The organism is Soonwooa sp. (assembly GCF_032062245.1).
In the GTDB taxonomy this organism is placed as follows: Bacteria; Bacteroidota; Bacteroidia; order Flavobacteriales; family Weeksellaceae; genus Soonwooa.
The window spans coordinates 16131-40314 of record NZ_DAMBQF010000020.1; the positions used below are offsets into that span (position 1 = coordinate 16131).

Annotated in this window: 21 protein-coding genes; 17 read left to right on the top strand and 4 right to left on the bottom strand. The window is 35.4% G+C overall.

All coding sequences use genetic code 11. From position 1 onward, the window contains the following. The first annotated feature begins 89 nt into the window (after positions 1 to 89). The 8 genes from RT037_RS09965 (at position 90) to RT037_RS10000 (ending at position 11417) form a co-directional block, all read left to right on the top strand. Positions 90 to 2249: a glycoside hydrolase family 97 protein gene (locus tag RT037_RS09965; RefSeq protein WP_313030637.1), complete on the top strand. Its 2160-nt coding sequence runs from the start codon at positions 90 to 92 to the stop codon at positions 2247 to 2249. A 163-nt stretch (positions 2250 to 2412) separates the two neighbouring features. Then, positions 2413 to 4263, top strand: coding sequence for a glycoside hydrolase family 13 protein (locus tag RT037_RS09970; RefSeq protein ID WP_313030640.1), 1851 nt, complete (start codon positions 2413 to 2415; stop codon positions 4261 to 4263). A 38-nt stretch (positions 4264 to 4301) separates the two neighbouring features. Further along, positions 4302 to 4826 (top strand): nuclear transport factor 2 family protein, encoded by a 525-nt coding sequence (locus RT037_RS09975; protein ID WP_312322367.1) that lies wholly within the window; start codon positions 4302 to 4304, stop codon positions 4824 to 4826. Positions 4827 to 4874: 48 nt separating this feature from the next. Beyond that, entirely contained in the window at positions 4875 to 6254 is a 1380-nt protein-coding gene (locus RT037_RS09980) for an MFS transporter (protein WP_312322368.1), read from the top strand. Between the two features lie 121 nt (positions 6255 to 6375). After that, on the top strand, positions 6376 to 7095 hold the full coding sequence (locus RT037_RS09985; RefSeq protein WP_313030644.1) for a pirin family protein: 720 nt from the start codon (positions 6376 to 6378) through the stop codon (positions 7093 to 7095). 109 nt (positions 7096 to 7204) lie between these two features. After that, positions 7205 to 8443 (top strand): phosphoribosylamine--glycine ligase, encoded by a 1239-nt coding sequence (gene purD, locus RT037_RS09990; RefSeq protein WP_313030647.1) that lies wholly within the window; start codon positions 7205 to 7207, stop codon positions 8441 to 8443. Positions 8444 to 8690: 247 nt separating this feature from the next. After that, on the top strand, positions 8691 to 10220 hold the full coding sequence (gene guaA, locus RT037_RS09995) for a glutamine-hydrolyzing GMP synthase (protein ID WP_313030649.1): 1530 nt from the start codon (positions 8691 to 8693) through the stop codon (positions 10218 to 10220). 159 nt (positions 10221 to 10379) lie between these two features. Further along, positions 10380 to 11417 (top strand): TerC family protein, encoded by a 1038-nt coding sequence (locus tag RT037_RS10000; RefSeq protein WP_313030651.1) that lies wholly within the window; start codon positions 10380 to 10382, stop codon positions 11415 to 11417. Between the two features lie 85 nt (positions 11418 to 11502). Here the strand turns inward: RT037_RS10000 and gcvT are convergent, their stop codons facing one another. After that, positions 11503 to 12582 carry a glycine cleavage system aminomethyltransferase GcvT gene (gcvT, locus tag RT037_RS10005; protein ID WP_313030654.1) on the bottom strand — a complete coding sequence of 360 codons (1080 nt, stop codon included), beginning with the start codon at positions 12580 to 12582 and terminating at the stop codon, positions 11503 to 11505. Positions 12583 to 12707: 125 nt separating this feature from the next. Between gcvT and RT037_RS10010 the strand changes: the two genes are divergently transcribed. Beyond that, positions 12708 to 13058, top strand: a complete 351-nt coding sequence (locus RT037_RS10010; RefSeq protein WP_313030656.1) for an MmcQ/YjbR family DNA-binding protein — start codon at positions 12708 to 12710, stop codon at positions 13056 to 13058. On the opposite strand, the gene RT037_RS10015 is transcribed toward RT037_RS10010, so the two are convergent. After that, entirely contained in the window at positions 13027 to 13500 is a 474-nt protein-coding gene (locus RT037_RS10015) for a hypothetical protein (protein ID WP_313030658.1), read from the bottom strand. The genes RT037_RS10010 and RT037_RS10015 overlap by 32 nt on opposite strands. Positions 13501 to 13551: 51 nt before the next feature. Further along, complete coding sequence (locus RT037_RS10020; RefSeq protein ID WP_313030704.1) at positions 13552 to 14472, bottom strand: bifunctional riboflavin kinase/FAD synthetase; 921 nt, start codon at positions 14470 to 14472, stop codon at positions 13552 to 13554. 181 nt (positions 14473 to 14653) lie between these two features. Here RT037_RS10020 and atpD point away from each other — a divergent pair, with 181 nt between their 5' ends. The 7 genes from atpD (at position 14654) to rplT (ending at position 20913) form a co-directional block, all read left to right on the top strand. Beyond that, positions 14654 to 16162 carry a F0F1 ATP synthase subunit beta gene (atpD, locus tag RT037_RS10025; RefSeq protein WP_079665928.1) on the top strand — a complete coding sequence of 503 codons (1509 nt, stop codon included), beginning with the start codon at positions 14654 to 14656 and terminating at the stop codon, positions 16160 to 16162. 83 nt (positions 16163 to 16245) lie between these two features. Then, positions 16246 to 16527: a F0F1 ATP synthase subunit epsilon gene (locus tag RT037_RS10030; protein WP_079665492.1), complete on the top strand. Its 282-nt coding sequence runs from the start codon at positions 16246 to 16248 to the stop codon at positions 16525 to 16527. Between the two features lie 401 nt (positions 16528 to 16928). Then, entirely contained in the window at positions 16929 to 18866 is a 1938-nt protein-coding gene (gene thrS, locus RT037_RS10035) for a threonine--tRNA ligase (protein ID WP_313030668.1), read from the top strand. Positions 18867 to 18954: 88 nt separating this feature from the next. Then, positions 18955 to 19485, top strand: coding sequence for a translation initiation factor IF-3 (infC, locus tag RT037_RS10040; RefSeq protein ID WP_312323971.1), 531 nt, complete (start codon positions 18955 to 18957; stop codon positions 19483 to 19485). Positions 19486 to 19906: 421 nt separating this feature from the next. Beyond that, on the top strand, positions 19907 to 20128 hold the full coding sequence (locus tag RT037_RS10045) for a hypothetical protein (RefSeq protein WP_312323973.1): 222 nt from the start codon (positions 19907 to 19909) through the stop codon (positions 20126 to 20128). A gap of 124 nt (positions 20129 to 20252) precedes the next feature. Then, the gene (gene rpmI / locus RT037_RS10050) at positions 20253 to 20450 is read left to right on the top strand and encodes a 50S ribosomal protein L35 (RefSeq protein ID WP_027384637.1); all 198 of its coding nucleotides are present in this window, start codon (positions 20253 to 20255) and stop codon (positions 20448 to 20450) included. Between the two features lie 118 nt (positions 20451 to 20568). After that, positions 20569 to 20913: a 50S ribosomal protein L20 gene (gene rplT, locus RT037_RS10055; protein WP_312323975.1), complete on the top strand. Its 345-nt coding sequence runs from the start codon at positions 20569 to 20571 to the stop codon at positions 20911 to 20913. 84 nt (positions 20914 to 20997) lie between these two features. On the opposite strand, the gene RT037_RS10060 is transcribed toward rplT, so the two are convergent. Then, on the bottom strand, positions 20998 to 21459 hold the full coding sequence (locus RT037_RS10060) for an FKBP-type peptidyl-prolyl cis-trans isomerase (protein ID WP_313030674.1): 462 nt from the start codon (positions 21457 to 21459) through the stop codon (positions 20998 to 21000). Positions 21460 to 21568: 109 nt separating this feature from the next. Between RT037_RS10060 and RT037_RS10065 the strand changes: the two genes are divergently transcribed. Further along, a complete protein-coding gene (locus tag RT037_RS10065) occupies positions 21569 to 24049 on the top strand; it encodes a hypothetical protein (protein WP_313030676.1) in 2481 nt (826 codons plus the stop codon). Positions 24050 to 24184 lie beyond the last annotated feature (135 nt).

A 24184-nucleotide genomic window follows, 5' to 3' on the forward strand; every position in this document is an offset into this window, starting at 1 on the left:
TTTGCAGCTTTAGATTAACCAAAAAAAGTGTTGCATTACCGCAGCACTTTTTTTATATTTATTAGTTTTTAGAAATTAAAAAGAAAATTATGCGGAAAATTAGCTTTGGGATAATATGTTTTTCAATGATGTTTACTGGACTTACAGCGCAATCGCTAAAGTCACCAGATGGACAATTCGAAATGAATTTCAGTCTCAAAAATGGAGTGCCTTTTTATAATCTTAAATATAAAGGGGAAACGGTTCTTGAAGATTCAAAATTAGGTTTAAGACTTTTCAAAGATTCAAATATCAAATTCAATACAGATCTCAGCAATGCCAATGACAAAGCGCAAGATCTTAACTACGGTTTCGAAAAAGTATCAGACAAAAGAGATTCTAAAAACGAAACTTGGCAACCAATTCTTGGCGAAAAGAAAAACTACATCAACAACTATAACGAGCTTGCAGTAAGCCTTAACCAAAAAGCAACAGACCGAAATATCGTTATTAAATTTCGATTATTTAACGATGGTTTAGGCTTTAGATATGAGTTTCCGCAACAGAAGAATCTCAATTATTTTGTGGTGAAAGAGGAAGATTCGGATTTCGATTTTCCAACAGATATGAAGGCTTGGTGGATTGCGGGCGATTACGATTCGCAAGAGTATCAATATCAAACTTCCAATGTCTCAGAAATTCCAGCAAAATGGGCAACAAGTTACGATAGCAATGCATCACAAACGCCAGTTAAAGATGCTGTACAATCACCTTTAATGCTGAAAAAAGAAGGAAAACAACCACTTTATGTTAACCTTGGCGAAGCAGCACTTATCGATTACCCAGCCTCGCACCTTGAGGTTGATGCTAAGAATTTTAAATTTAAAACACATCTTACGCCAGATGGACAAGCCGCAAAAGGCTATATCCAAACACCTTTTAACACACCATGGAGAACTGTAATCGTTTCTAACAAAGCAGAAGAAGTTTTAGATTCAAAAATGATGTTCAACCTTAACGAACCTACCAAGTATAAAGATACTTCTTACATCAAACCTACAAAATACATGGGCGTTTGGTGGGAAATGATTATTGGTAAATCACAATGGGCATATTCGACAGCGGATAATGTACATTTAGGAAAAACAGATTTTAAAACTTTAACGCCAAACGGAAAACACGCAGCTAACAATACGAAGGTTAAAGAATACATCGATTTCGCTTCTGCTAACGGTTTTGATGCTTTACTTATCGAAGGTTGGAACGAAGGTTGGGAAGATTGGTTTGGACATTCTAAAGAATTTGTTTTCGATTTTGTGAGCCCTTATCCAGATTTCGATATCAAAATGCTGAACGATTATGCGCACAGCAAAAACATAAAATTGATGATGCATCACGAGACTTCTGGTTCAGCGACCAATTACGAATTGTGGGCAGATAAAGCCTTCCAATTGATGAATAAATACGATTATCCGTCTGTAAAGACAGGCTATGTTGGTAATATTATTCCGCGTGGCGAGCACCATTACAGCCAATGGATGATCAACCATTATCGCCGAATTGCGGAGAAAGCTAACGATTACAAAATTATGGTTAACTCGCACGAATCTGTTCGTCCAACGGGTTTGTCAAGAACTTATCCTAACTGGATTGCCGCAGAAGCCGCTCGCGGAACCGAGTTCGACGCATTCGGAGGTAACAATCCAGACCATCATACGATTTTGCCATTTACAAGATTTATGGGCGGTCCGATGGATTATACACCAGGTATTTTCCAAACCAAATTGGATTATTACTTCCCGAACGATACACGTTTTGTGAAAACAACTTTGGTGAAGCAGTTGGCATTGTATGTTGTGATGTATTCGCCTTTGCAGATGGCGGCAGACCTTCCTGAGAATTACGCAAAACACATGGACGCTTTTCAGTTTATCAAAGATGTGGCAGCAGATTGGGACGATTCCAAAATTTTGGGAGCAGAACCTGGCGATTTTATCGTGACAGCGCGTAAAGCAAAAGCCACAGACAATTGGTTTGTTGGTGGGATTACAGATGAAAACAAACGAAATTTTGATCTTGATTTTTCATTCTTAGATAAAGGCAAAAAGTACGAAGCTATTTTCTACGAAGATGATGCTGATGCCGATTACGTAAATAATCCACAAGCTTACAAAATCACGAAAAAAGTTATTACAAGCAAAGACAAAATCAAAATGAACATGGTGCGAAGTGGCGGTTTTGCCATTAGCATTAAGCCAGTTTCAAAATAATTAAGAAATCCGATTTGCAAAAGTCGGATTCTTATAATTTTTTTTTGGAGCTATTCCCGCTTTCCGCACTCGCTGTTGTAGCCAAGGCTTTTGCCAAGCTTTACAACGAGCTCAAACAATTGCTACAATCGGGGCTAGTGACTACTACATAAACAATTACTAAATGAAAAAAATATTTACTGCACTTAGCATTTCCGTGGCGACCTTATATTTTGGCCAGATAAAAAAGGTCGAGCCTGCTTTTTGGTGGAAAGGCATGAAGAATCCCGAACTTCAGATTTTAGTCTACGGAAAAGACATTGCAAAAAATGAAATCGAACTTTCGGACAATGTTCAAATCAAAAAAATTACAAAAACCGAAAATCCAAACTACGTTTTTGTAACGGTTAACACCAACGAAATCAACGTTCCGAAATTTAATATCAATTTAAAAAACGGAAAAAAACTCATCAATTCTTATACTTATGAGTTGAAAAATAGAGCAACTAATTCCGCGAATAGAGATTCATTTTCCTCAAAAGATGTATTCTATTTACTAATGCCAGACCGTTTCGCTAATGGTGATCCAAAAAATGATAATACCAAAGACACCTTTGACAAAGCCAATCGACAAGATAAAGACGGTCGTCATGGTGGCGATATTGCTGGCATTATCAAGAACTTAGACTATCTTAATGAGCTTGGTGTCACAACGATTTGGAGCACGCCACTTTTGGAAGATAACGAGCCAAAAACTTCGTATCATGGTTATGCGCAAAGCGATTATTACAGAATCGATCCGCGTTATGGTTCCAACGAAGATTATAAAAAGTTAGGTGACGAACTTCACAAACGTGACATGAAGTTGGTGATGGATTATGTCACCAATCATTGGGGTTCTAAACATTGGTTAATAAAAGATTTGCCAGCAAAAGATTGGATTCATTACTGGAAGGAAGGCGAGAAGGAAAACGGTTTCAAAAGAAGTAACTACCGAATGACCTCTCAGTTTGATACCAATGCTTCGAAAATTGATGCTGAAAATTGTATGGATGGCTGGTTCGATACCACAATGCCAGACATGAATCAAAGTAATCCTTTGGTTTTAAATTATATGGTTCAGAATGCGATTTGGTGGATCGAATATGCAGGATTGGACGGTCTTCGCGTAGATACTTATTCTTACAATGACAAAAAAGGAATTGCAGAATGGACAAAAAGAATCACCGACGAATATCCAAATTTTAATATTGTAGGCGAAGTTTGGATGCATGACCAAGCTCAAATGTCGTATTGGCAAAAAGACAGTAAGATCGCCGCAATTCAGAATTACAATTCTCATTTGCCGTCGGTGATGGATTTTACCTTACACGACGCTATTGGACAGGTTTTCAAAGAAGAATCGGGCTGGGATTCTGGGATGCAAAAAGTCTATGATAATTTTACAAACGATTTCCTTTATCCCAATATTGATAATATTTTAGTTTTTGCTGAAAACCACGATACACAAAGGTTTAATGAGCTTTATCCAGATTTCAAAGATTATCAATTAGCAATGAGTTTGTTGATGACAATCCGTGGAATTCCTCAAATCTATTACGGCTCCGAAATCGGTATGAAAGGTGATAAAAACAAAGGCGACGGCGATATCCGACGAGACTTTCCTGGTGGTTGGTCTGGTGACGCCAACAATGCGTTTACATCTGCTAGAAGAACTGCTGACCAAAGTAAGTATTTTGATTTTACAAAGAAATTACTGAACTGGAGAAAAACGCAAAACGTGATTCACACTGGGAAAACTTTACATTATGTTCCGGAAAATAATGTCTATGTTTATTTCCGTTATGATAATAAAAAGCGTGTTATGGTTATTTTAAACAATAACAAACTTGATCAAAAATTGGATTTAAGACGCTTTTCTGAAGGTCTTGATAAATTTACAAAAGGAAAAGATATTCTTTCTAACACCGAAATATCTTTGTCAGGAAACCTTGAAGTTAAAGGAAAATCCGCAATGATTTTAGAATTAAATTAGTTTTAAAGCCGATGAGGTTTAACCCAAATAACTTAATTATGAAGCACAAGATTTTTTATTTCGTTCTGTTAATAAGTTTGTTTTCGTTTCAAAACATCAATGCGCAGAAGAAAGGATTTTATGAAAATGTTCAGAAGAAAAACATCAATAAGTTGTTAGACGATTTCAACCTGTTTGCGGCACAAGCTGATTATGACAAATATTTTGCGTGTTTCGCAGAAGAGTCAACTTTTATCGGGACGGACGCAACGGAAGTTTGGAACAAGAAAGAATTTATGGCTTGGGCAAAACCTTTTTTTGATTCAAAAAAAACTTGGAATTTCACATCTTTAAAGCGAAATATATACTTCAGTGAAGATGGTAATTATGCTTGGTTTGATGAGGTTTTGGACACACAAATGAAAATTTGTCGTGGATCAGGCGTTTTAGAAAAGATAAAAGGACAGTGGAAAGTCAAGCAATATGTATTGTCGATGACGATTCCGAATGATGTTACTAACGAGGTTATCAAAGTTAAAGCGCCGATAGAAGAGGTTTTAATTCAGGCTTTGAAAGCGAAATAAATTTACACAATAAAAGTACATCGAACATTTTAAAACAATATTTAAAAAATGGCAAAAAAAATAAAACCAAATCTCTCCATGGCTCAGATTATCAACATGAGTATGGGATTTTTGGGAATACAAATGGCGTTCGGACTACAAAACGGAAATGCCAGTCGCATCTTACAAAATCTAGGTGCCGATGTTGATAAGTTATCATTTTTCTGGTTGGTAGCGCCTATTACAGGACTTATTGTTCAACCGATTATTGGACACATGGGCGATAATACTTGGAGCCCATTGGGACGTCGAAAGCCTTATTTTTTAATAGGCGCAATTTTGTGTGCTCTTGGTTTGGTTTTACTACCAAATTCGGCTTCTGCGACAACTTTTTTTGCGGCCAATGTTTTACTTCTTGCAGTTGTTTTCCTAGCAATAATGGACGTTTCTGTCAATATCGCAATGGAGCCTTTTCGGGCTTTGGTTGGTGATATGTTGCCAAAACATCAAGCGACTATTGGCTTCTCGGTACAGACTATTTTAATTGGGATTGGTGCAGTTATCGGATCAGATTTGCCGCGTTGGTTAACCAAGTTAGGCGTTTCGAATGTTGCTGAAAAAGGTCAAGTTGCAGATAATGTGATCTACGCATTTTATATTGGTGCGGCGGTGTTGTTAGTTTCCATTATTTATACCATCATTTCTACTAAAGAATATTCGCCGGAAGAATTCGCTTCTTTTGAAAACGATGACATTGTGCCAGAAAAATCCAAATTTTCTGATATGTTCCGTGATTTTGCGAAAATTCCAAACCAAATGAAAAAATTAGGAATTGTTCAATTCTTCTCATGGTTTGCGTTGTTTACGATGTGGGTTTATACTACGAGTGCTTTGGCAACACATCATTTCGGACTTTCACCTAATGATACGTCATCGCAAGCCTTTAATGATGCTGGAGATACGACGGGTTATTTGTTTGGATTGTACAACTTATTCGCCATTCCGTTTGCGTTTTTGTTAACACCCATTGCAAAAAGAATAGGGAAGAAGAACACACATGCAATTGCTTTGTTGGCAGGAGGATTTGGCTTGATCTCGTTTTATTTCATACAAGATGTCAAGATGCTTTGGATATCGATGTTAGGTTTAGGATTCGCATGGGCCAGTATTTTAGCAATGCCTTACGCCATGTTGATAGAAAGTATTCCGCAACGAAAAATGGGCGTGTACATGGGGATTTTTAATTTCTTTATTGTATTACCACAGATTATCAACGGATTTTTTGGAGGACCAATTGTCAAGAAATTTTTTAATAATTATGCAGTCGATTATATTGTAGTTGGCGGTGCGTGTATGGTTTTAGGAGGTTTAATTACGTTTTTCCTAATTAAGGAAGAAAAAGAAACACCTAAAGAAATAGAACAAGAAATAGAGCAAGTTCATTTTTAAAAATTTTAAAACTAAAAATTAAAGAAAAGTCAGCGTAATGTTGACTTTTTTCTTTTTTATCACACGTCAATGTAGAGGCTGATTTTTTTGCAGAAATTTGTCCTAACAAAATAGAATTATTATGAAAACAATATTTTATAAAGCAGATAGCAGAGGTTACGCCGATCATGGTTGGTTAAAAAGTAGCCATACATTTAGTTTCGCAAATTATTATAATCCAGAACGTATGAACTTCGGTGTGCTTCGCGTTATCAACGATGACTTCGTAGAAGGCGGAATGGGATTTGGTCGTCATCCGCACCGTGATATGGAGATTATTTCAATCCCGTTAGAAGGAAAATTGAAACATGGTGACAACATGGGAAGTGTTGGCGTTGTGGAGAAAGGTGACATCCAAGTGATGTCAGCAGGGACAGGTGTTATGCACAGCGAAGAAAACGGTAGTGATACCGAAGCTGTTAAATTTTTACAAATTTGGGTAATTCCTAATAAGCAAGATGTTACGCCACGTTATGATGAACTTAATTTTGAAGAAAAGTTAGTTCCGAATCAATTATTGCAGATTTTGTCTCCTAATGCCGATGACGATGGCGTTTGGATTCACCAAGATGCCTGGTTCAATTGGGGAAAATTCACAGAAGATACAACGGTTGATTACAAATTCCATAAAGAAGGAAACGGACTTTATGTTTTCGTTTTGGAAGGTGGCGCAATAGTTGATGCGCAACAATTAGACAGACGCGATGCTATTGGTATTTGGGATACCAGCAACGTCGAGTTAAAATTCCAAAAAGGCACAGAAGTCTTATTAATGGAAGTCCCAATGGATTTACCACAATAATTTTAAGAAATATTTAAGCCTTGTAATTTAATTATTATGAGGCTTTTTTGCCGAAAAAGTATTATTTTTGGCAGAATAAATTTATAATAGTAAAATAACAAATAACACAATGAGAGTACTTATCGTTGGAAACGGAGGTCGTGAATCTGCAATTGCACAAAAACTTAGTGAAGATCAGCGTATTACAAAAATGTATTTTGCACATGGTAATGCTACGACAGAGCAATTAGGAGAAAACATTTACGAAAAAGATATTGATAAACTTAAGCATTTTGCTATCCAACATAAAGTAGACATGACAATTGTAGGGCCAGAGGCTCCTCTTGTTGATGGTCTTGTTGATGAGTTCAAAAATGCTGACTTATGTGTTTTTGGTCCATCCAAAAAGGCGGCTTCTTTAGAAGGTTCAAAAGCTTTTTCTAAAAAATTCATGCAGACTTATAACATCAAAACTGCGAGAGCAAAGACATTTGATGCTTATAACGAAGCGGTAGAATATATAAAAGACGAAAAATATCCTTTAGTTATCAAAGCAAGTGGACTTGCTGGTGGCAAAGGTGTTGTAATTTGTGAGAACGAACAAGAGGCAGAAGCAACCTTGCACGATTTCATGATCAAAAGAATCTTTGGTGATGCGGGTATCCAAGTGGTAATCGAAGAACATCTTAAAGGTTTCGAAGCGTCAATTATCGCATTTTCGAATGGCGAAAAATTATTCCCTTGCATCTCTGCGAAAGATTACAAAAAAGTAGGTAACGGCGACAAAGGTGCTAACACAGGCGGTATGGGATCTGTGGCGCCAAGTCCAGAATATACTGCGGAGCACCAAGCTGACTTCGAAAAAAATATCCTTGCACCAACTGTGGAAGGTCTTAAGAAGGAAGGTCTTAGCTTCAAAGGATTTATTTTCTTTGGATTGATGGTGACCAAAAACGGAACTTACCTTTTAGAATACAACATGAGATTGGGCGATCCAGAAACACAAGTTTTGTTACCACTTTTGGAGAACAAATTGTTGGACGTTATCCAAGATTGTATTGACGGTAAAGATGTTGAGCTAAAATTCAAAAATCAAAAAGCAGTTTGTCTGGTAATGTGTTCTGGCGGTTATCCGAAGAACTTCGAGACAGGTTTCGAAATCCGTGGTACCGAGAAAGTTAAACACAGCCAAGTGCTTTTCGCTGGTGCCAGAATGCAAGGTGACAAGATCCTTTCGGATGGTGGACGTGTGCTTAACATCGTGGCGACGGGCGACACTTACGAGGAGGCTCGAAAAAAAGTCTACGAAGATGCCGTACCAGTTGACTTCGACTATGGCTTTTATAGAGACGATATTGGCAAATTCTAAATACAGAATGAGAGATATTGGGCAACCAATGTCTCTTTTTATTTGGAGCTAATCCCGCTTTTCGTTGCAATCTTTTTGGATGCCAAAGCTTTAGGCCATTTCATCCAAAAAGGATTTACACTGCAATCGGGGCTAGTTTACAAAATACCGCCAAACTAAAACTTAGTTTGATACATACTATCAAGTTAAATCGACAAAGTTTAGAAAAACCTAAAAATAAAATTATTTCAAAACAATTATAAAACCTATGCAAAACGGAATTATCATATTAGACTTCGGTTCGCAATACAATCAACTTATTGGTCGTCGTATTCGCGAGATGGAAGTCTATTCAGAAATCATCCCATTCAACACACCTTTAGAAGACATCTTAGCCAAACAACCAAAAGGAATTATCCTTTCTGGAGGACCAAGTTCTGTTAATGCAGAAGATGCCAATCTAGTGGAGAAAGCTTTGTTCGATCAAGGTGTTCCAGTTTTTGGGATTTGTTATGGTATGCAGTTAACGGCACATCTTTTAGGTGGAAAAGTTGACAAAGGTCAAAAAGGCGAGTACGGAAAAGCGAATTTAGAAATCCTAAAAGAAAATGCTTTGCTTAGCGGCGTTTCTCAAAATTCTGTTGTGTGGATGAGTCACTTCGACGAAGTTTCTGCTTTACCAGAAGGTTTTGAACTTAATGCTAAATCTGGCGTTATCGCAGGAATTTCAAATCCTGAAAAAAATATTTACGGCGTACAATTCCATCCAGAAGTTTCGCATAGCGAAGAAGGAGGAAAGATGTTGGAGAATTTTGTTTTCAACATCTGTAAAGCTGAAAAAAACTGGAAATTAACCAGTTATATCGATACAACTGTTGCTACGATTAAAGAAAAAGTTGGCGACCAAAAAGTAATTCTTGGTTTATCTGGTGGAGTAGATTCTTCTGTTGCTGCGGTTTTAATCCAAAAAGCAATTGGCGATCAATTGACTTGTATTTTTGTAGATACAGGACTTTTGAGAAAAGACGAAGCCAAAAAAGTAATGGAAAATTACGGTGAGCATTTTAATATGAACATCAAGTTGGTGGATGCTGCCGATCGTTTCCTATCAAAATTGGCTGGTGTTGATGATCCAGAACAAAAACGAAAAATTATCGGTAACGAATTTATCACCGTTTTCGATGAAGAATCTCACAAAATAGAAGGTGCAAAATTCTTAGCACAAGGAACAATCTATCCAGATGTTATCGAATCTCAGTCTGTAAAAGGACCTTCAGCAGTTATCAAATCGCATCATAATGTTGGTGGTCTTCCAGAAGATATGGACTTCGAATTGTTGGAGCCACTGCGTGAGCTTTTCAAAGACGAAGTTAGAAAAGTGGGTGAGGAACTTGGTATTCCGCATCATTTGGTGTACCGTCATCCGTTCCCAGGTCCTGGTTTAGGAATCCGAGTTTTGGGCGCTGTGGATGCTGAGAAAGTTAGAATCTTGCAAGAAGCTGACGATATTTTTATTGAAGAACTTTACAAAAATGATCTTTACGAAAAAGTTTCTCAGGCATTTGTTGTGTTGCTTCCAGTAAAATCTGTTGGTGTGATGGGCGATGAGAGAACTTATGAATATACAGCAGTTGTGAGATCAGCGAATACGATTGACTTTATGACCGCAACTTGGAGTCGACTTCCTTACGAATTTTTGGATACGGTGTCTAGCCGAATTATCAACGAAGTGCGTGGGATTAACCGTGTGGCCTATGATATTTCGAGCAAACCACCTGCAACCATCGAGTGGGAATAAAAAAACATGATAAAACTCTTAGATTTTTTCTAAGAGTTTTTTGTTATTGTATAATTTTTGCAAGACCTCAAAGATTTTCAAAAAACTAAACCTAGGCATCTTATTTATGTCTAATTTTGTAATCTTAAAATATAGCTAAAAATAAATTTCTTTAAAACAATGCATCATCCACACCAAAGCATAATGGAATTGCATCCCGGATTAATCTGGGGATTTGCAGTGGTCGTACTTATTATGCTATTGCTCGATTTGGGCATCTTTAATAAAAAAGCGCATGTTGTATCTTCCAAAGAAGCAACGACGTGGTCCATCGTTTGGATCTCTCTAGCGATGATATTTTCGGGCGTTGTCTATTGGGTTTTCAACCAAGATGCAGGTGGCCACAAACTTGCAATCGAAAAATTTACAGAATTCCAGGCGGCGTATTGGATAGAGAAAGCCTTGTCTGTTGATAACTTGTTCGTATTTATCATGGTTTTCAACTTCTTTAGAGTTCCGAAACATCTTCATCATAAAGTTTTATTCTGGGGAATTATTGGTGCTTTAGTCTTCCGCGCGATATTTATTTTTGCAGGCGTTGAGATCATTAATATGACGTATTTGCCAGAGTTTAAACTGTTTGGTCACATGGTGAAAATAAATGCTGTTATGACTATTTTCGGATTTTTCTTGGTGTATTCTGGGATTAAATCTTGGGGCGGACATAATCACGACGACGATTCGGCGGAGGATTTTGCGGATAATGCTGGTGCACGATTGGTTAAAAAATTCTATAAAGTTTCTAAAACTTATGATGGTGACAAGTTTTTCACCATCGAAAATGGTATTAAAATGGCGACGCCTTTGTTAGTTGTTGTCGCGGTTATTGAGTTCACCGATGTTATTTTTGCAGTGGATTCTATCCCTGCGATTTTTGCAATTTCGGATGATCCATTTATACTTTATACCTCTAATATTTTTGCGATTTTGGGACTGCGTTCGTTATACTTTTTACTAGCGAATTTTATCTATATGTTCAGCAAATTGTCTTATGGTTTAGCAATTATTTTAGCCTTTATCGGTGTTAAAATGATTATTGCACCTTGGCTTCATATTCCATCGCCTGTTTCTTTAGGAATTGTTGGTGGTATATTGGTGATTGCTGTTGGCTTATCATTATTGTTTCCAGACAAGCCAAAACATGGCGATTCTCATTGATTAGAAAATTGAGTTATATACAAAAATCGCCGGTTCTGAAATTTCAGAATCGGCGATTTTATTATTTATAAAAACTTACTTATTGCTAAACGAAAGGTGTTTTAACAACTTTAGCAGGAATGTTTTTGTTTCTAACCTGGATGAAAATTTCTGTACCAACTTTATTGTGTGATTTGTCAACATAAGCAAGACCAATTCCAATTTTTTTCATTGGTGATTGTGTACCAGAAGTTACTTTTCCGATAACATTAGTGTCGGCATCTACCACAGCATAATCGTGTCTTGGCACGCCTTTGTCAGTTAGCTCGAACCCAACTAACTTTCTCGTAACACCTTCTTCTTTTTGTTTTGAAAAGATTTCTTTTGATATAAAATCTTTATCAAATTTAGTAATCCAACCAAGACCAGCTTCTATAGGAGATGTTGTGTCGTCGATGTCGTTACCATAAAGACAGAATCCTTTTTCCAGTCTCAAAGTATCTCTAGCAGCCAATCCGCAAGGTAGAATCGCAAACTCTTCACCAGCTTCGATTACAGCGTTCCAAAGTGTTTCAGCGTTTTCATTTTTAAAATAAATTTCGAAACCTCCAGATCCTGTGTAACCTGTATTAGAAATAATCACATCACTAACTCCGGCAACTGTACCTACTGTAAAGTGATAGTAAGGAATCTCCGAAAGATTAACCTCAGTCAATCTTTGTAAAGTTTCAACAGCTTTCGGACCTTGGATTGCTAGCAACGACATATCGTCAGAAGCGTTCGTCATTGTCGCACCAATCTCCGCATTGTATTTAGAAATATGATTCCAGTCTTTATCGATGTTAGAAGCATTAACTACAACGAAGTACTTTTCGTCATTCATTTTGTAGATAATAAGGTCGTCAACAATACCGCCAGTTTCGTTAGGAAGACACGTGTATTGCGCTTTTCCGTCTTCTAAAGTGTCCAAATTGTTGGTTGTAACCTTTTGTAAAAGTGCTTTAGCCTGAGGACCTTCCACAAAAAATTGTCCCATGTGTGACACATCAAAAAGTCCCACTTTCTCGCGCACCGCGAAATGTTCTTCTGTAACGCCAGAATATTGTACAGGCATATCAAATCCTGCGAACGGAACCATCTTTGCACCCAAAGCTACATGCTTGTCGTATAATGCTGTTTTTTTCATTTTTAAGTTCTAAAATTCGTGATACGCAAAGCTAATGATTTGTATGCTGAAAATAAAGTTTTTTAGACAGCATTTACTATATCAATTATTTAACTTTGATATTATTGTATTTAAATAAGAAAGTTATGAATTCCGAAGAAATAAGAGATTACTGTTTACTAAAGAAAGGCGTTGAAGAAAGTTTCCCTTTTGACAAAGAGACTTTGGTTTTTAAGGTTGGAAACAAAATGTTTGCGCTTATGTCTTTGGAACGTCAACCTACAAGTCTCAACCTAAAGGCTGATCCCGATTGGAGTCTTAAACTTCGGGAAGAGTATTGGCAAATTGTCCCAGGTTATCATATGAACAAAGTCCATTGGAATACGGTAAATGTTGACGGTCTAAAGCCTAATTTAATCAAAGAATTAATTGACCATTCTTATGATTTGATTTTTGCGTCTTTAACTAAAAAAGTACGCGAAGAAATTTTACTTTAAAACCTTTGAAAGAATCGTAAAAAGTATCTTGTCCAAGCAAAAAATTAAGTCCAAGTGCAAAACCTTGGAAGTCTTTACTTTTATTAAAACCAAAACTATATCCCAAATCCAGGTGTCCGAAATTGAAAATATTGATGCCAAGACTCGGTCTTAGATTTTTTGAACTTAAAGATACTTGATACATAAATGCAGAATCTCTTCCTACAACTTGGTTAAAATGAATTTCGGGAACAACTCCAAATTTGTGATTAACGGAAGTTAAATAAGTCCCAGCACCAACATTAACTGCAGGTTTTCGTGTGTCTGAAATTCGATAGTCGACGCCTGCAAATCCTGCATTTTTACCAATATAATTGTAGCCAACGTTAAGGGCGAAACCTTGAGCTTTGCAAAAACTTCCAGCAAAAATTTTAATTAAAAGAAAAAAAATCTTGATTTTCATGTTTTTTATTACAAATAAAAACATTTGAAATTAAATCGCTTAATTAAAAATTTAAAAATCAAATTCTTGTGTTAATTTTTTATCTAAATCTAACTTTTCTATTAATTTTTCTAAACCTTCGAATTTAATTTCGTCGTGTAAAAAATCACGGAATTTTACTGTAATTATTTTGTCGTAAATATCTTTATCAAAATCTAGAATATAAACTTCGCTACTCAGCTTATCACCATTAACAGTAGGATTGGTGCCAATACTCAGCATACCTTTATAGAATTGATTTTCAATCCAAACTTCAACAATGTAAGCGCCTTTCTTAGGAAGAAGTTTACCTTCAGCGACTTCAATATTTGCGGTTGGATAACCAATGGTTCTACCAATTTTTTTACCGTGAATCACTTTTCCCGATAACATATAAGGATAGCCAAGCATTTCGTTAGCTTCTTTGATGTTAGCTTCTGCTAGAGCGGTTCTTATTTGGGTTGAGCTAATATGTTGGTGGTGAAAATCGACTGGTCCTAGTTGTTCAACTTCAAAATCTAATTCGGTGGAAAGTTGTTTTAATAAACCAAAATTTCCGCTTTTATTTTTGCCAAACGTATGATCGTAACCAATTATTAAGTGCTTGACATTGAGTTTTTTAATTAAAATTTCGCGACAAAAATTTTCGCCCGTTAAATTCCGAAAATCTTCATCAAAAGTTTTTAAAAACAAATTTTGAATGCCTGCTTGATTTAGAAGTTCAATTTTTTCATCCAAAGTATTTAATAATAAAACTTCATCTTGCGGATTTATCACTTTGCGGGGATGCGGCCAAAAAGTAAGAATGCCTGATTCTAGATTCTTTTCAGAAGCAATTTTATTAAGTTTTTCGATGATAGAAAAATGCCCACGATGCACACCATCGAACATGCCTAATGAAAGCGCTAGAGGTGTATTACTATTATAATGATCTAAATCTTGGTTGATTTTCAAAACTAAAAAATTTTGGATAAGACTTTTAATTAAAACTTCGACGAAGTTAATTTTTTGGACTTTCAAAAATAGAATTTTAAGAAGTCAATCTTATTTTATGCAAATATGATAAAAATCTTTATTTGTGACAATGCAGATATACAAAGTTTTATTATCTTTGTGCGCAAGAAAAAATTTAGTAATGGCAAACCAAATTAAAGGAAAGATTTCACAAATTATTGGACCAGTTATCGACGTGGTTTTTAATGATGCTGAAGAATTACCAAGAATATATGACGCTCTAGAAGTTGTTAAAACTGATGGACCTAACCTAGTACTCGAAGTTGAGCAACACATCGGCGAAGATACTGTAAGATGTATCGCGATGGACGCAACAGATGGTCTACAAAGAGGACAAGATGTTGTAGGTACAGGAAAACAAATCACTATGCCAATTGGTGATGCAGTTAACGGTAGAGTATTCAACGTAGTAGGAGATGCTATCGATGGTCTTTCTAATCTTTCTAAAGATGGTGGATTGCCAATTCACAGAGAAGCTCCGAAGTTTGATCAATTATCAACTTCATCAGAAGTTTTATTTACAGGTATCAAAGTAATCGACCTCATCGAGCCTTATGCAAAAGGTGGTAAAATTGGATTATTTGGTGGTGCTGGTGTAGGTAAAACTGTATTGATTCAGGAATTAATTAACAATATCGCTAAAGGACACGGTGGTCTTTCTGTATTCGCAGGAGTAGGAGAAAGAACAAGAGAAGGTAATGACCTTGTACGTGAGATGCTTGAGTCTGGTATTATTAAATATGGTGACGAGTTCATGCACTCTATGGAAAATGGAGGATGGGATTTGTCAAAAGTAGATACAGAATTAATGAAAGATTCTAAAGCTGCTTTCGTATTCGGACAGATGAACGAGCCGCCAGGAGCAAGAGCTAGAGTAGCACTTTCTGGTCTTACATTAGCAGAATATTATAGAGATGGTGGAGAAACAGGACAAGGTAGAGATGTATTGTTCTTCGTAGATAATATCTTCCGTTTTACACAGGCTGGTTCAGAAGTGTCTGCACTTCTTGGTCGTATGCCATCTGCGGTAGGTTACCAACCAACTTTGGCGTCAGAAATGGGTGCGATGCAGGAGAGAATTACTTCAACTAAAAACGGATCTATTACATCTGTACAGGCGGTTTACGTACCTGCGGATGACTTAACTGACCCGGCTCCGGCTACAACCTTCGCTCACTTAGATGCAACAACTGTATTAGATAGAAAAATTGCTTCATTAGGTATTTATCCAGCGGTAGATCCATTGGCTTCTACTTCTAGAATCTTAGCGCCAGAAATTATTGGTGACGAGCATTACAATTGTGCACAAAGAGTTAAAGAAATCTTACAAAGATATAAAGCATTACAAGATATCATCGCGATTCTTGGTATGGAAGAACTTTCTGAAGAAGATAAATTGTCAGTATACCGTGCTAGAAAAGTGCAAAGATTCTTATCTCAGCCTTTCCACGTTGCAGAGCAGTTTACAGGTATCCCAGGTGTATTAGTAGATATCAAAAATACAATTAAAGGATTTAACATGATTATCGATGGTGAGTTAGATCACCTACCAGAAGCAGCTTTCAACCTTAAAGGTTCTATCGAAGAAGCTATCGAAGCTGGTGAGAAAATGTTAGCGGAGAATAAATAATTAGACACAAGATCTCAGATACAAGACACAAGACTTAGTTTGTCTGTAATCTGAAATCTGAAATCTTTAAATCTAAATTAAAAATGACAATTAAAATTATAACTCCAGAATATGTAGTATTTGAAGGTCAAGTTGACTCAATTTTATTACCAGGTAAACAAGGTGAGTTTCAGATTTTCAAAAACCACGCGGCTATTGTTTCGGCTTTAGTTAATGGTCAAGTTAAAATCTACACAGATAGTGTTCCAGAAAAATATTCTAAATATTTCACTAAGGAGAACGAAGCAAAATCTGCATACTCGTTCGCAATTAGAAGTGGTGTTCTAGAATTCAATAACGATAAAGGAATTATCTTAGCAGAATAAGATTAATTTTTTACAGATATTAAAAAAGCTTTCCAATAAATTGGGAAGCTTTTTTTGGATTATTATTTTTAATGGAAGTGTTTTGGCAGATTGATGGTTTTACTTTATACTAAGCCTAACTTCGAGTAACTGAGCATGATGAAGTGTATTGATAAGTGAAGAATTAAAAGTTCTTGATATGATTTTTCCAAAAGCTAAGCAGACTGATGTTTTTTTTATACTAATTTTAAATAATTTAATCATAACCCATCTATTCGATTTTGATGAATTCAGAATTTATTAGACGTTTTTATTCTTATTCAATTTTAAAAACTTTGCGTTTAATCTCAATCTGCTTGGCAATTCCCTTGTTAAATAACTGAAAAAAACACTAAATTTGTACTTTAATTTTTTATATCATTATGCTTAAAATTACGCTTCCTGATGGCAGCATCAGAGAATTTGAAGGAGCAGTATCTCCACTAGAAGTTGCACAAAGTATCAGTGATGGGTTAACTAGAAATACCATCTCTGCGGTCGTTAACGGCAAACAGACAGAAGTCGACACGCCTATAACCGAGGATTCTACCGTGCAATTATTGACGTGGAATGATGATATGGGAAAGAAAGCTTTTTGGCATTCATCAGCGCATCTTTTGGCACAAGCTATTATGGAATATTATCCAGATGCAAAGCTGACAATTGGTCCTGCGATTGCTAATGGATTCTATTATGATGTAGATTTCGGTGATCATCCACTTTCTGAAAAGGATTTCGAAAGACTTGAGAAAAAGATTTTAGAAAACGCAAAAAAGAATTCGACTTTTAATTTAAGAGAAGTTTCAAAAGCTGATGCGCTTAAAGAATATGCAGACAATCCTTTCAAAACTGAATTGATTGAAAACTTACAAGACGGCGAAATCACTTTTGTGACACACGATAACTTTACAGACCTTTGTCGTGGTGGACACATCCCGTCAACTGGGATTGTGAAAGCTGTAAAAATCCTTATTGCTGCTGGTGCATACTGGAGAGGCGATGAGAAGAATAAGCAGTTAACAAGAGTTTATGGTATTTCGTTTCCAAAGCAAAAAGAACTTACAGAATACCTTGAAAGATTAGAAGAAGCAAAGCGTCGTGACCACAGAAAATTAGGTAAAGAGATGGGGATTTTTACATTCTCAGAAAAAGTTGGAGCTGGTCTTCCACTTTGGTTACCAAAAGGAGCGATGCTTAGAAAGAAGTTAGAACATTTCTTATCAGCTGCACAGAAGAAACAAGGTTACGAATTTGTAGTTTCTCCACATATTGGGCACAAAGATTTATATGTAACTTCTGGACATTACGAAAAGTATGGTGCAGATAGTTTCCAACCAATCAAAACTCCAAACGAAGGTGAAGAGTTTTTATTAAAACCAATGAACTGCCCTCACCACTGTGAGATTTACAAAGCGCAACAATGGTCTTATAGAGATCTTCCGAAACGTTATGCAGAGTTTGGTACAGTATATCGTTACGAGCAGTCTGGTGAGCTTCACGGCTTGACGAGGGTTCGTGGATTTACACAAGATGATGCGCATTTATTCTGTATGCCAGACCAATTGAATGAAGAATTTGAGAAAGTAATCGATTTAGTATTGTATGTTTTCGGTTCTTTAGGATTTGAGGATTTTACAGCTCAGATTTCATTAAGAGATCCAGAAAATAAGCAAAAATATATCGGTAGTGACGAAAATTGGGACAAAGCTGAAAGTGCAATCATCAATGCAGCAAAAGCTAAAGGACTTAAAACTGTAACCGAATATGGTGAAGCGGCTTTCTATGGTCCGAAACTTGATTTTATGGTGAAGGATGCTTTGGGTAGAAGCTGGCAGTTAGGTACAATCCAAGTAGATTATAACCTTCCAGAAAGATTCGATCTTTGGTATACAGGTAGCGATAACGAAAAACACAGACCAGTGATGATTCACAGAGCACCATTTGGTTCTATGGAGCGTTTTATCGCAATTTTGCTAGAGAATACTGCAGGAGATTTCCCATTGTGGTTGGCGCCAGATCAATTCATCATTCTTCCAATTAGTGAAAAATATGTAGACTATGCTAAAAAAGTTTCACAATTGTTAGAAAATCACGATATTAGCGGTCTAATTGACGAAAGAAACGAAAAGACTGGTAAAAAGATTCGTGATGCCGAATTAAACAAGATTCCTTTCATGCTTGTCGTTGGTGAAAACGAAGCTGGAAATAACACAGTTTCGGTGAGAAGAAGAGGCGAGGGCGACCTTGGGGAAATGAAGATTGATGATTTTATCAGTTATTTTAAAACTGAAAGCCAAAAAGGTATCAAGTCTTTTGATTAATTTTAAAAATTCAAAAGATTAAAAATAAATAATATTAACATAAAATTTTAAGACAATAGCACTAAGAAGAAACAACAGTAGAGGCCCGATGCGTCGTCCAGTACAGGAGGACTTGCATCAGATTAATGGTAAAATCCGAGCAAAAGAAGTTCGTCTAGTTGGCGATAATGTGGAGCCCGGTGTATATCCTTTAGCTAAAGCCCAACAGATTGCAGATGATCAAGAATTAGATCTTGTTGTAATCTCAGACAAGTCAGAACCTTATATTGCGAGAGTTCTGGATTATAAAAAATTCCTTTACGAACAAAAGAAAAAACAAAAAGAACTTAAAGCTAAGCAAGTTAAAGTTGTTGTTAAAGAGATTCGTTTTGGTCCTCAAACCGATGAGCACGATTACGAATTCAAGAAAAAACACGCTGAGAAATTCTTAGAAGAAGGTTCTAAATTGAAAACTTATGTGTTCTTCAAAGGACGTTCAATCATTTTTAAAGACCAAGGCGAGATTTTACTTTTAAAATTGGCTCAAGAACTAGAGCACGTTGGTAAAGTAGATCAATTGCCTAAGTTAGAAGGTAAAAGAATGATTATGATGATGAGCCCTAAAAAGCCAGCTAAATAAACAATCAAAATAGTGAAACTATTATTTTTGAATTTCATCACTATTATTAAATAAAAAAGAGACTTTTCGAAGTCTCTTTTTTTTGTTTCTATGTTTTAATTAAAAATAATACAGGTTTTTATGTTTTGAATGTATCATTTTATATTTTTGATGAAATTATTAAAATACAAACAGATGAAAAGCGTATTTAAGTTTATTTTTTTATTCGATGATTTTATTCAGTGTATTCAATTGTAAAGATCGTGATGAAATAATACGAGGTACGATCATCAATGTCAAATTTGATTACAATGTTTTAAAAGATGGAAAATTTATTTTTGATGATCCTAGTTTTAAAATAGAGAATATAAGAATTCTTTATTTAAGGGATGGTAAATGGACAGAATATTACCAAGGTAATTTGGATACTGCCTATGGCTAGATGTTTTACGAAAAAGACAATCATAATTATATAAGATTATTTCCTTATGATTATGGTAAAGATGGTCATGAGACTTTCAAAATAAAATATGATGACACTGTAACTGACGAAATAAAGGCGGAATTTACTTATTGGAAAAATGGAGAGTCACTTAGTAAGTTGTGGTATAATGGGAAAGAATTTCTCAATCCCACAAGTTCTAACTTCACAATTGAAAAATAAGTTTATTATTTTACACTAAAGGTTAGCATTGCTAATAGTCTTTTAGTATTTTTCAATATCATATTTTTGTTGTATATTTGCAAACTTGAAATGATATTGATAACAAAATATAAAACGCAGAACAATGCCAAAATTAAAAACTAAATCAGGTGCTAAAAAGCGTTTTGCTCTTACTGGTACTGGTAAGATCAAAAGAAAAAATGCTTTCAAAAGCCACATCTTAACAAAGAAAGAAACTAAACAAAAGAGAAATCTTACGCAAACTTCTTACGTTGCAGCTGTGGACACTAAGAGTGTTTTACGTCAATTAGCTATTAAGTAGTTTTTATTAACCAATATTCGGTTTTTAAGAATTCAACAAATTCAAAAAATTTAACCCTGAAACGGCGCACATAAGAGCAATAACATTGCCGCCCTTTTCAAAAAAAACAATTTACATTATGCCAAGATCAGTTAACGCTGTAGCGTCTAGAGCGCGCAGAAAAAAAGTAATGAAGCAGGCTAAAGGTTTTTTCGGTAGAAGAAAAAATGTTTGGACTGTAGCTAAAAACGCCGTGGAAAAAGCAATGCAATATGCTTACCGCGGTAGAAAAGAGAAGAAAAGAAATTTCAGAGCACTTTGGATTACTCGTATCAATGCGGGTGCTAGAGAGCACGGGATGTCTTACTCTCAATTTATGGGAGCTCTTAAGAAAAACAACATCGAGCTTAACAGAAAAGTTCTTGCTGACTTAGCAATGAATCATCCAGAAGCTTTCAAAGCTGTTGTAGATCAAGTAAAATAATTAATCATTTTTGTTATCAATATAAAACCTGAACTTTTGTTCAGGTTTTTTTATTTTTTATAAATTTTATAGCACAAAATTTTACTATTTAATCCCAATTAATTCAACTTCGAAAATTAAGGTTGAGTTTGGTCCAATTTCTTTTGAAATTTGTTGATCGCCGTAAGCTAAATGTGGTGGAATAACGAATTTCCACTTGCTACCTGTTGACATCAATTGCAAACCTTCTGTCCAACCAGAAATCACGCGGTTAAGCGGAAAACTTGCAGGCTTATTTCTTTGTACAGAGCTATCAAACACTTCGCCAGTTATTGTTGTACCATGATAATGGCAAATAACCGTATCACGAGCTTCAGGACTTCTACCTTCAGATTCGGTCATAACTTGGTATTGCAAGCCACTTTCCAAAGTGATAACACCTTCTTCTTTTCCGAATTCTTCTTGGAAAGCTTTACCTTCTTTTAGGTTTTTCTCTGCTAAAGCTTTTTTCTTTTTTGATAATAAATCAGCAATTCCCATTTTATAAATTTTTACAAATTTAAGCATTTAGAATTTTTAACATTGTTAAAAACTTGATTTTATAACTTCATTAACTAAAGAAGTAGTGTAGAATTCGATATATATATTTATTTTCGCAACATCTTAACGCAAGAATATGATTAAAAAAATATACACTTTATTCCTTATTTGCTTTGCAGTATTCGCATTTTCGCAATCGACGATTAAAGTAACTACAGCTGGAAAAACTGCACCATTGGCACAAGCTTCAGTCTATTGTAATAACAAATTGTTGGGAATTACTGATATCCACGGAAGTTTAAATTTTAAAACTAAATGTGATAAAGTCACTGTTAAACATCAACATTACGAAGATGCTGATGTGGTTGTTGACAAAATTATGGAAATCTCTCTAGAGAAAGAAGAATCTAATGTCAACAAGATAGAAGGGGTTGTTGTTAATGATAAAAGCGATGCTAGAGCACTTGCGATTTTGGATAAAGTCAATAGCAATTTTAAAAATAATTCACCGAAGAGTTTAGAATCTTACGAGTTTAAATCTTACGAAAAAATGTCTTTTGATTTTGATGAAGATTCTGTTAAAATCTACCAAAATTATATGGCTAAACGAAAAGATTCGTTGAACGCACTTCCTGTTAAAGATTTGAAACAAACTAAAAAAGAGAAGAAGGATTCTTTAATGGATAAAGATTTTGAAAATGTCATGATTGACAGCAAACTTTTCCTTTGGGAGCGTGCTAATCAATACTTATATTCAGAAAAATTCGGGGAGAAAATCAATGTTTTGGACAATCGTATTTCTGGACTTAAAGAGCCTATTTATCAACTTTTAGTCATGCGATCTAACCGAAATAAAATACCAAAAGAAATTCTTCCGGAGAACAGAAATCTTTACAGATATTATTTAACGGATTCAATCGAGATTGATGGACGCGAGAATTACGTGATTCGCTTCCGAGAAGTTGGCACCAAAACGCAACCTAACCGCCGAAAATACAATGGTTACCTCTATATCGACCAGCAAAGTTTTGCGGTCAAAAAAATCGAAAGTAATAGTAAAAATAGAAATGATGGAAGCGTAACTTCTGTTTGGATACCAATTAATAACAAATGGTTTCTACAAAAAGAAAATCTAAAATTAAGAGCGGGAAGTCAGTCATTTGATAATACAGATAAAAAACCTGAAATTAAAGACGACATGACGGCGGAAGAAAAGCGGGCAGAAAGACGAAAGTTGATGACACGTTTCGGGAATTATGTCTATATGAAAGTCGATTATTTCGATTTTAAAACGCCTGTAGATTTCACTGCTAAAGACTTCAAAGGTTATACAATGACGGTAAAAAATACGGATGGAAGTCTTCTTGATAAATACCGTACAGATAGTTTAACACCTCGTGAAAAGCTGACTTATGTAAAAGTCGACAGTCTTGGACAGAAGTACAATGTTGACAAAAAAGCAAGTCTTGTTAGTAACCTTATGCGTGGCAGAATTCGCCTTGGGATGGTCGATGTCGATCCTTTTGGTAGCAACTATAACCGTTACGAAGGCATTAGATTGGCTGTTCATGGCAAGTTGAACGAAAATTTTAACAAATACATTTCGCCAGATGCTTATGTTGCTTATGGTTTCAAAGATTCAAAATTTAAATATGGCGTTGGTGTCGATGTTAAAACGACCTTGAATTATAATTCATTTTTCCGTGCAGAATATTATGATGATGTAGAATCTTCAGGGCGATTTAGTCAAAATCTTTGGAGTTTTAAAATGCAGTTTATGAATTCTGGCGTGGATTTACAAAATGATAAATTCTACCGTTTCCAAGGTGGAAAATTGAGTTACGAAGTCGATCTTAATAATGCGTTGACGATGCGACTTTCTGCAAAACGCCAAAATGAAGAAGCGAAATTTGATTATTTCTACAATAATGAAAATCGTTTGTTCAAGAATTTTTCAACGATGTTAACTTTAAAATATTCTCCGAATTCTCAAAATATCATGACGCCGTCGGGTAAGTTGACTTATGATCAAAAGTTCCCTGAAGTTTATTTTAATTTTGAACAAGGTATGAAAACTTTGGGCGGTGAGTTTAACTATTCTCGTGCGGATGTCCTGTTGACGCATCAATTCTCTACTAAATTGGGTAGAACTGGCGTTAGATTATACGGTGGTTTGATGACGGGCGATGCTCCGATTTGGCATCATTTCCAAATGGGCGGTTTGGATTCTTCTAATAACGATAGCTTTTTCTCGCATTTCAATTTGACGACTTATTTAGGTTTTGCAACCATGGAAGCGGGCAAATATTTTAATGATAAATTCATGGGATATTACTTTACACACCGTATTCCTTGGTATTTTAAAAGTTTTGGAAGAAATACGTCAAGTTTTGATTTGGTATACAAAGGGACAATCGGTGATATGAAGAATATGGGGCAACATCAATTTAATTATAATAAACTAGATCATTTATACCAAGAAGTTGGAGTGGAGTATAATAATTTTTTGAGTACAGGATTTAATTTAGGTTTATTTTACAGAGTTGGACATTATTCAACCAACAAATTCAGTGAAAATTTTGCAATTCAGTTAAAGCTTAAATTTTTAGGTTTTTAACTTAAAGTACTTTTAATAAAGACTTTTGTTGAGTTTTATTAAATTATGATTTCAGTGAAAAATTAATAAAAAAAGTACATTAAAATTAATTTGAACACAAAAAGAAAAAAATCCTTATTTTTGATAAAAATTTTT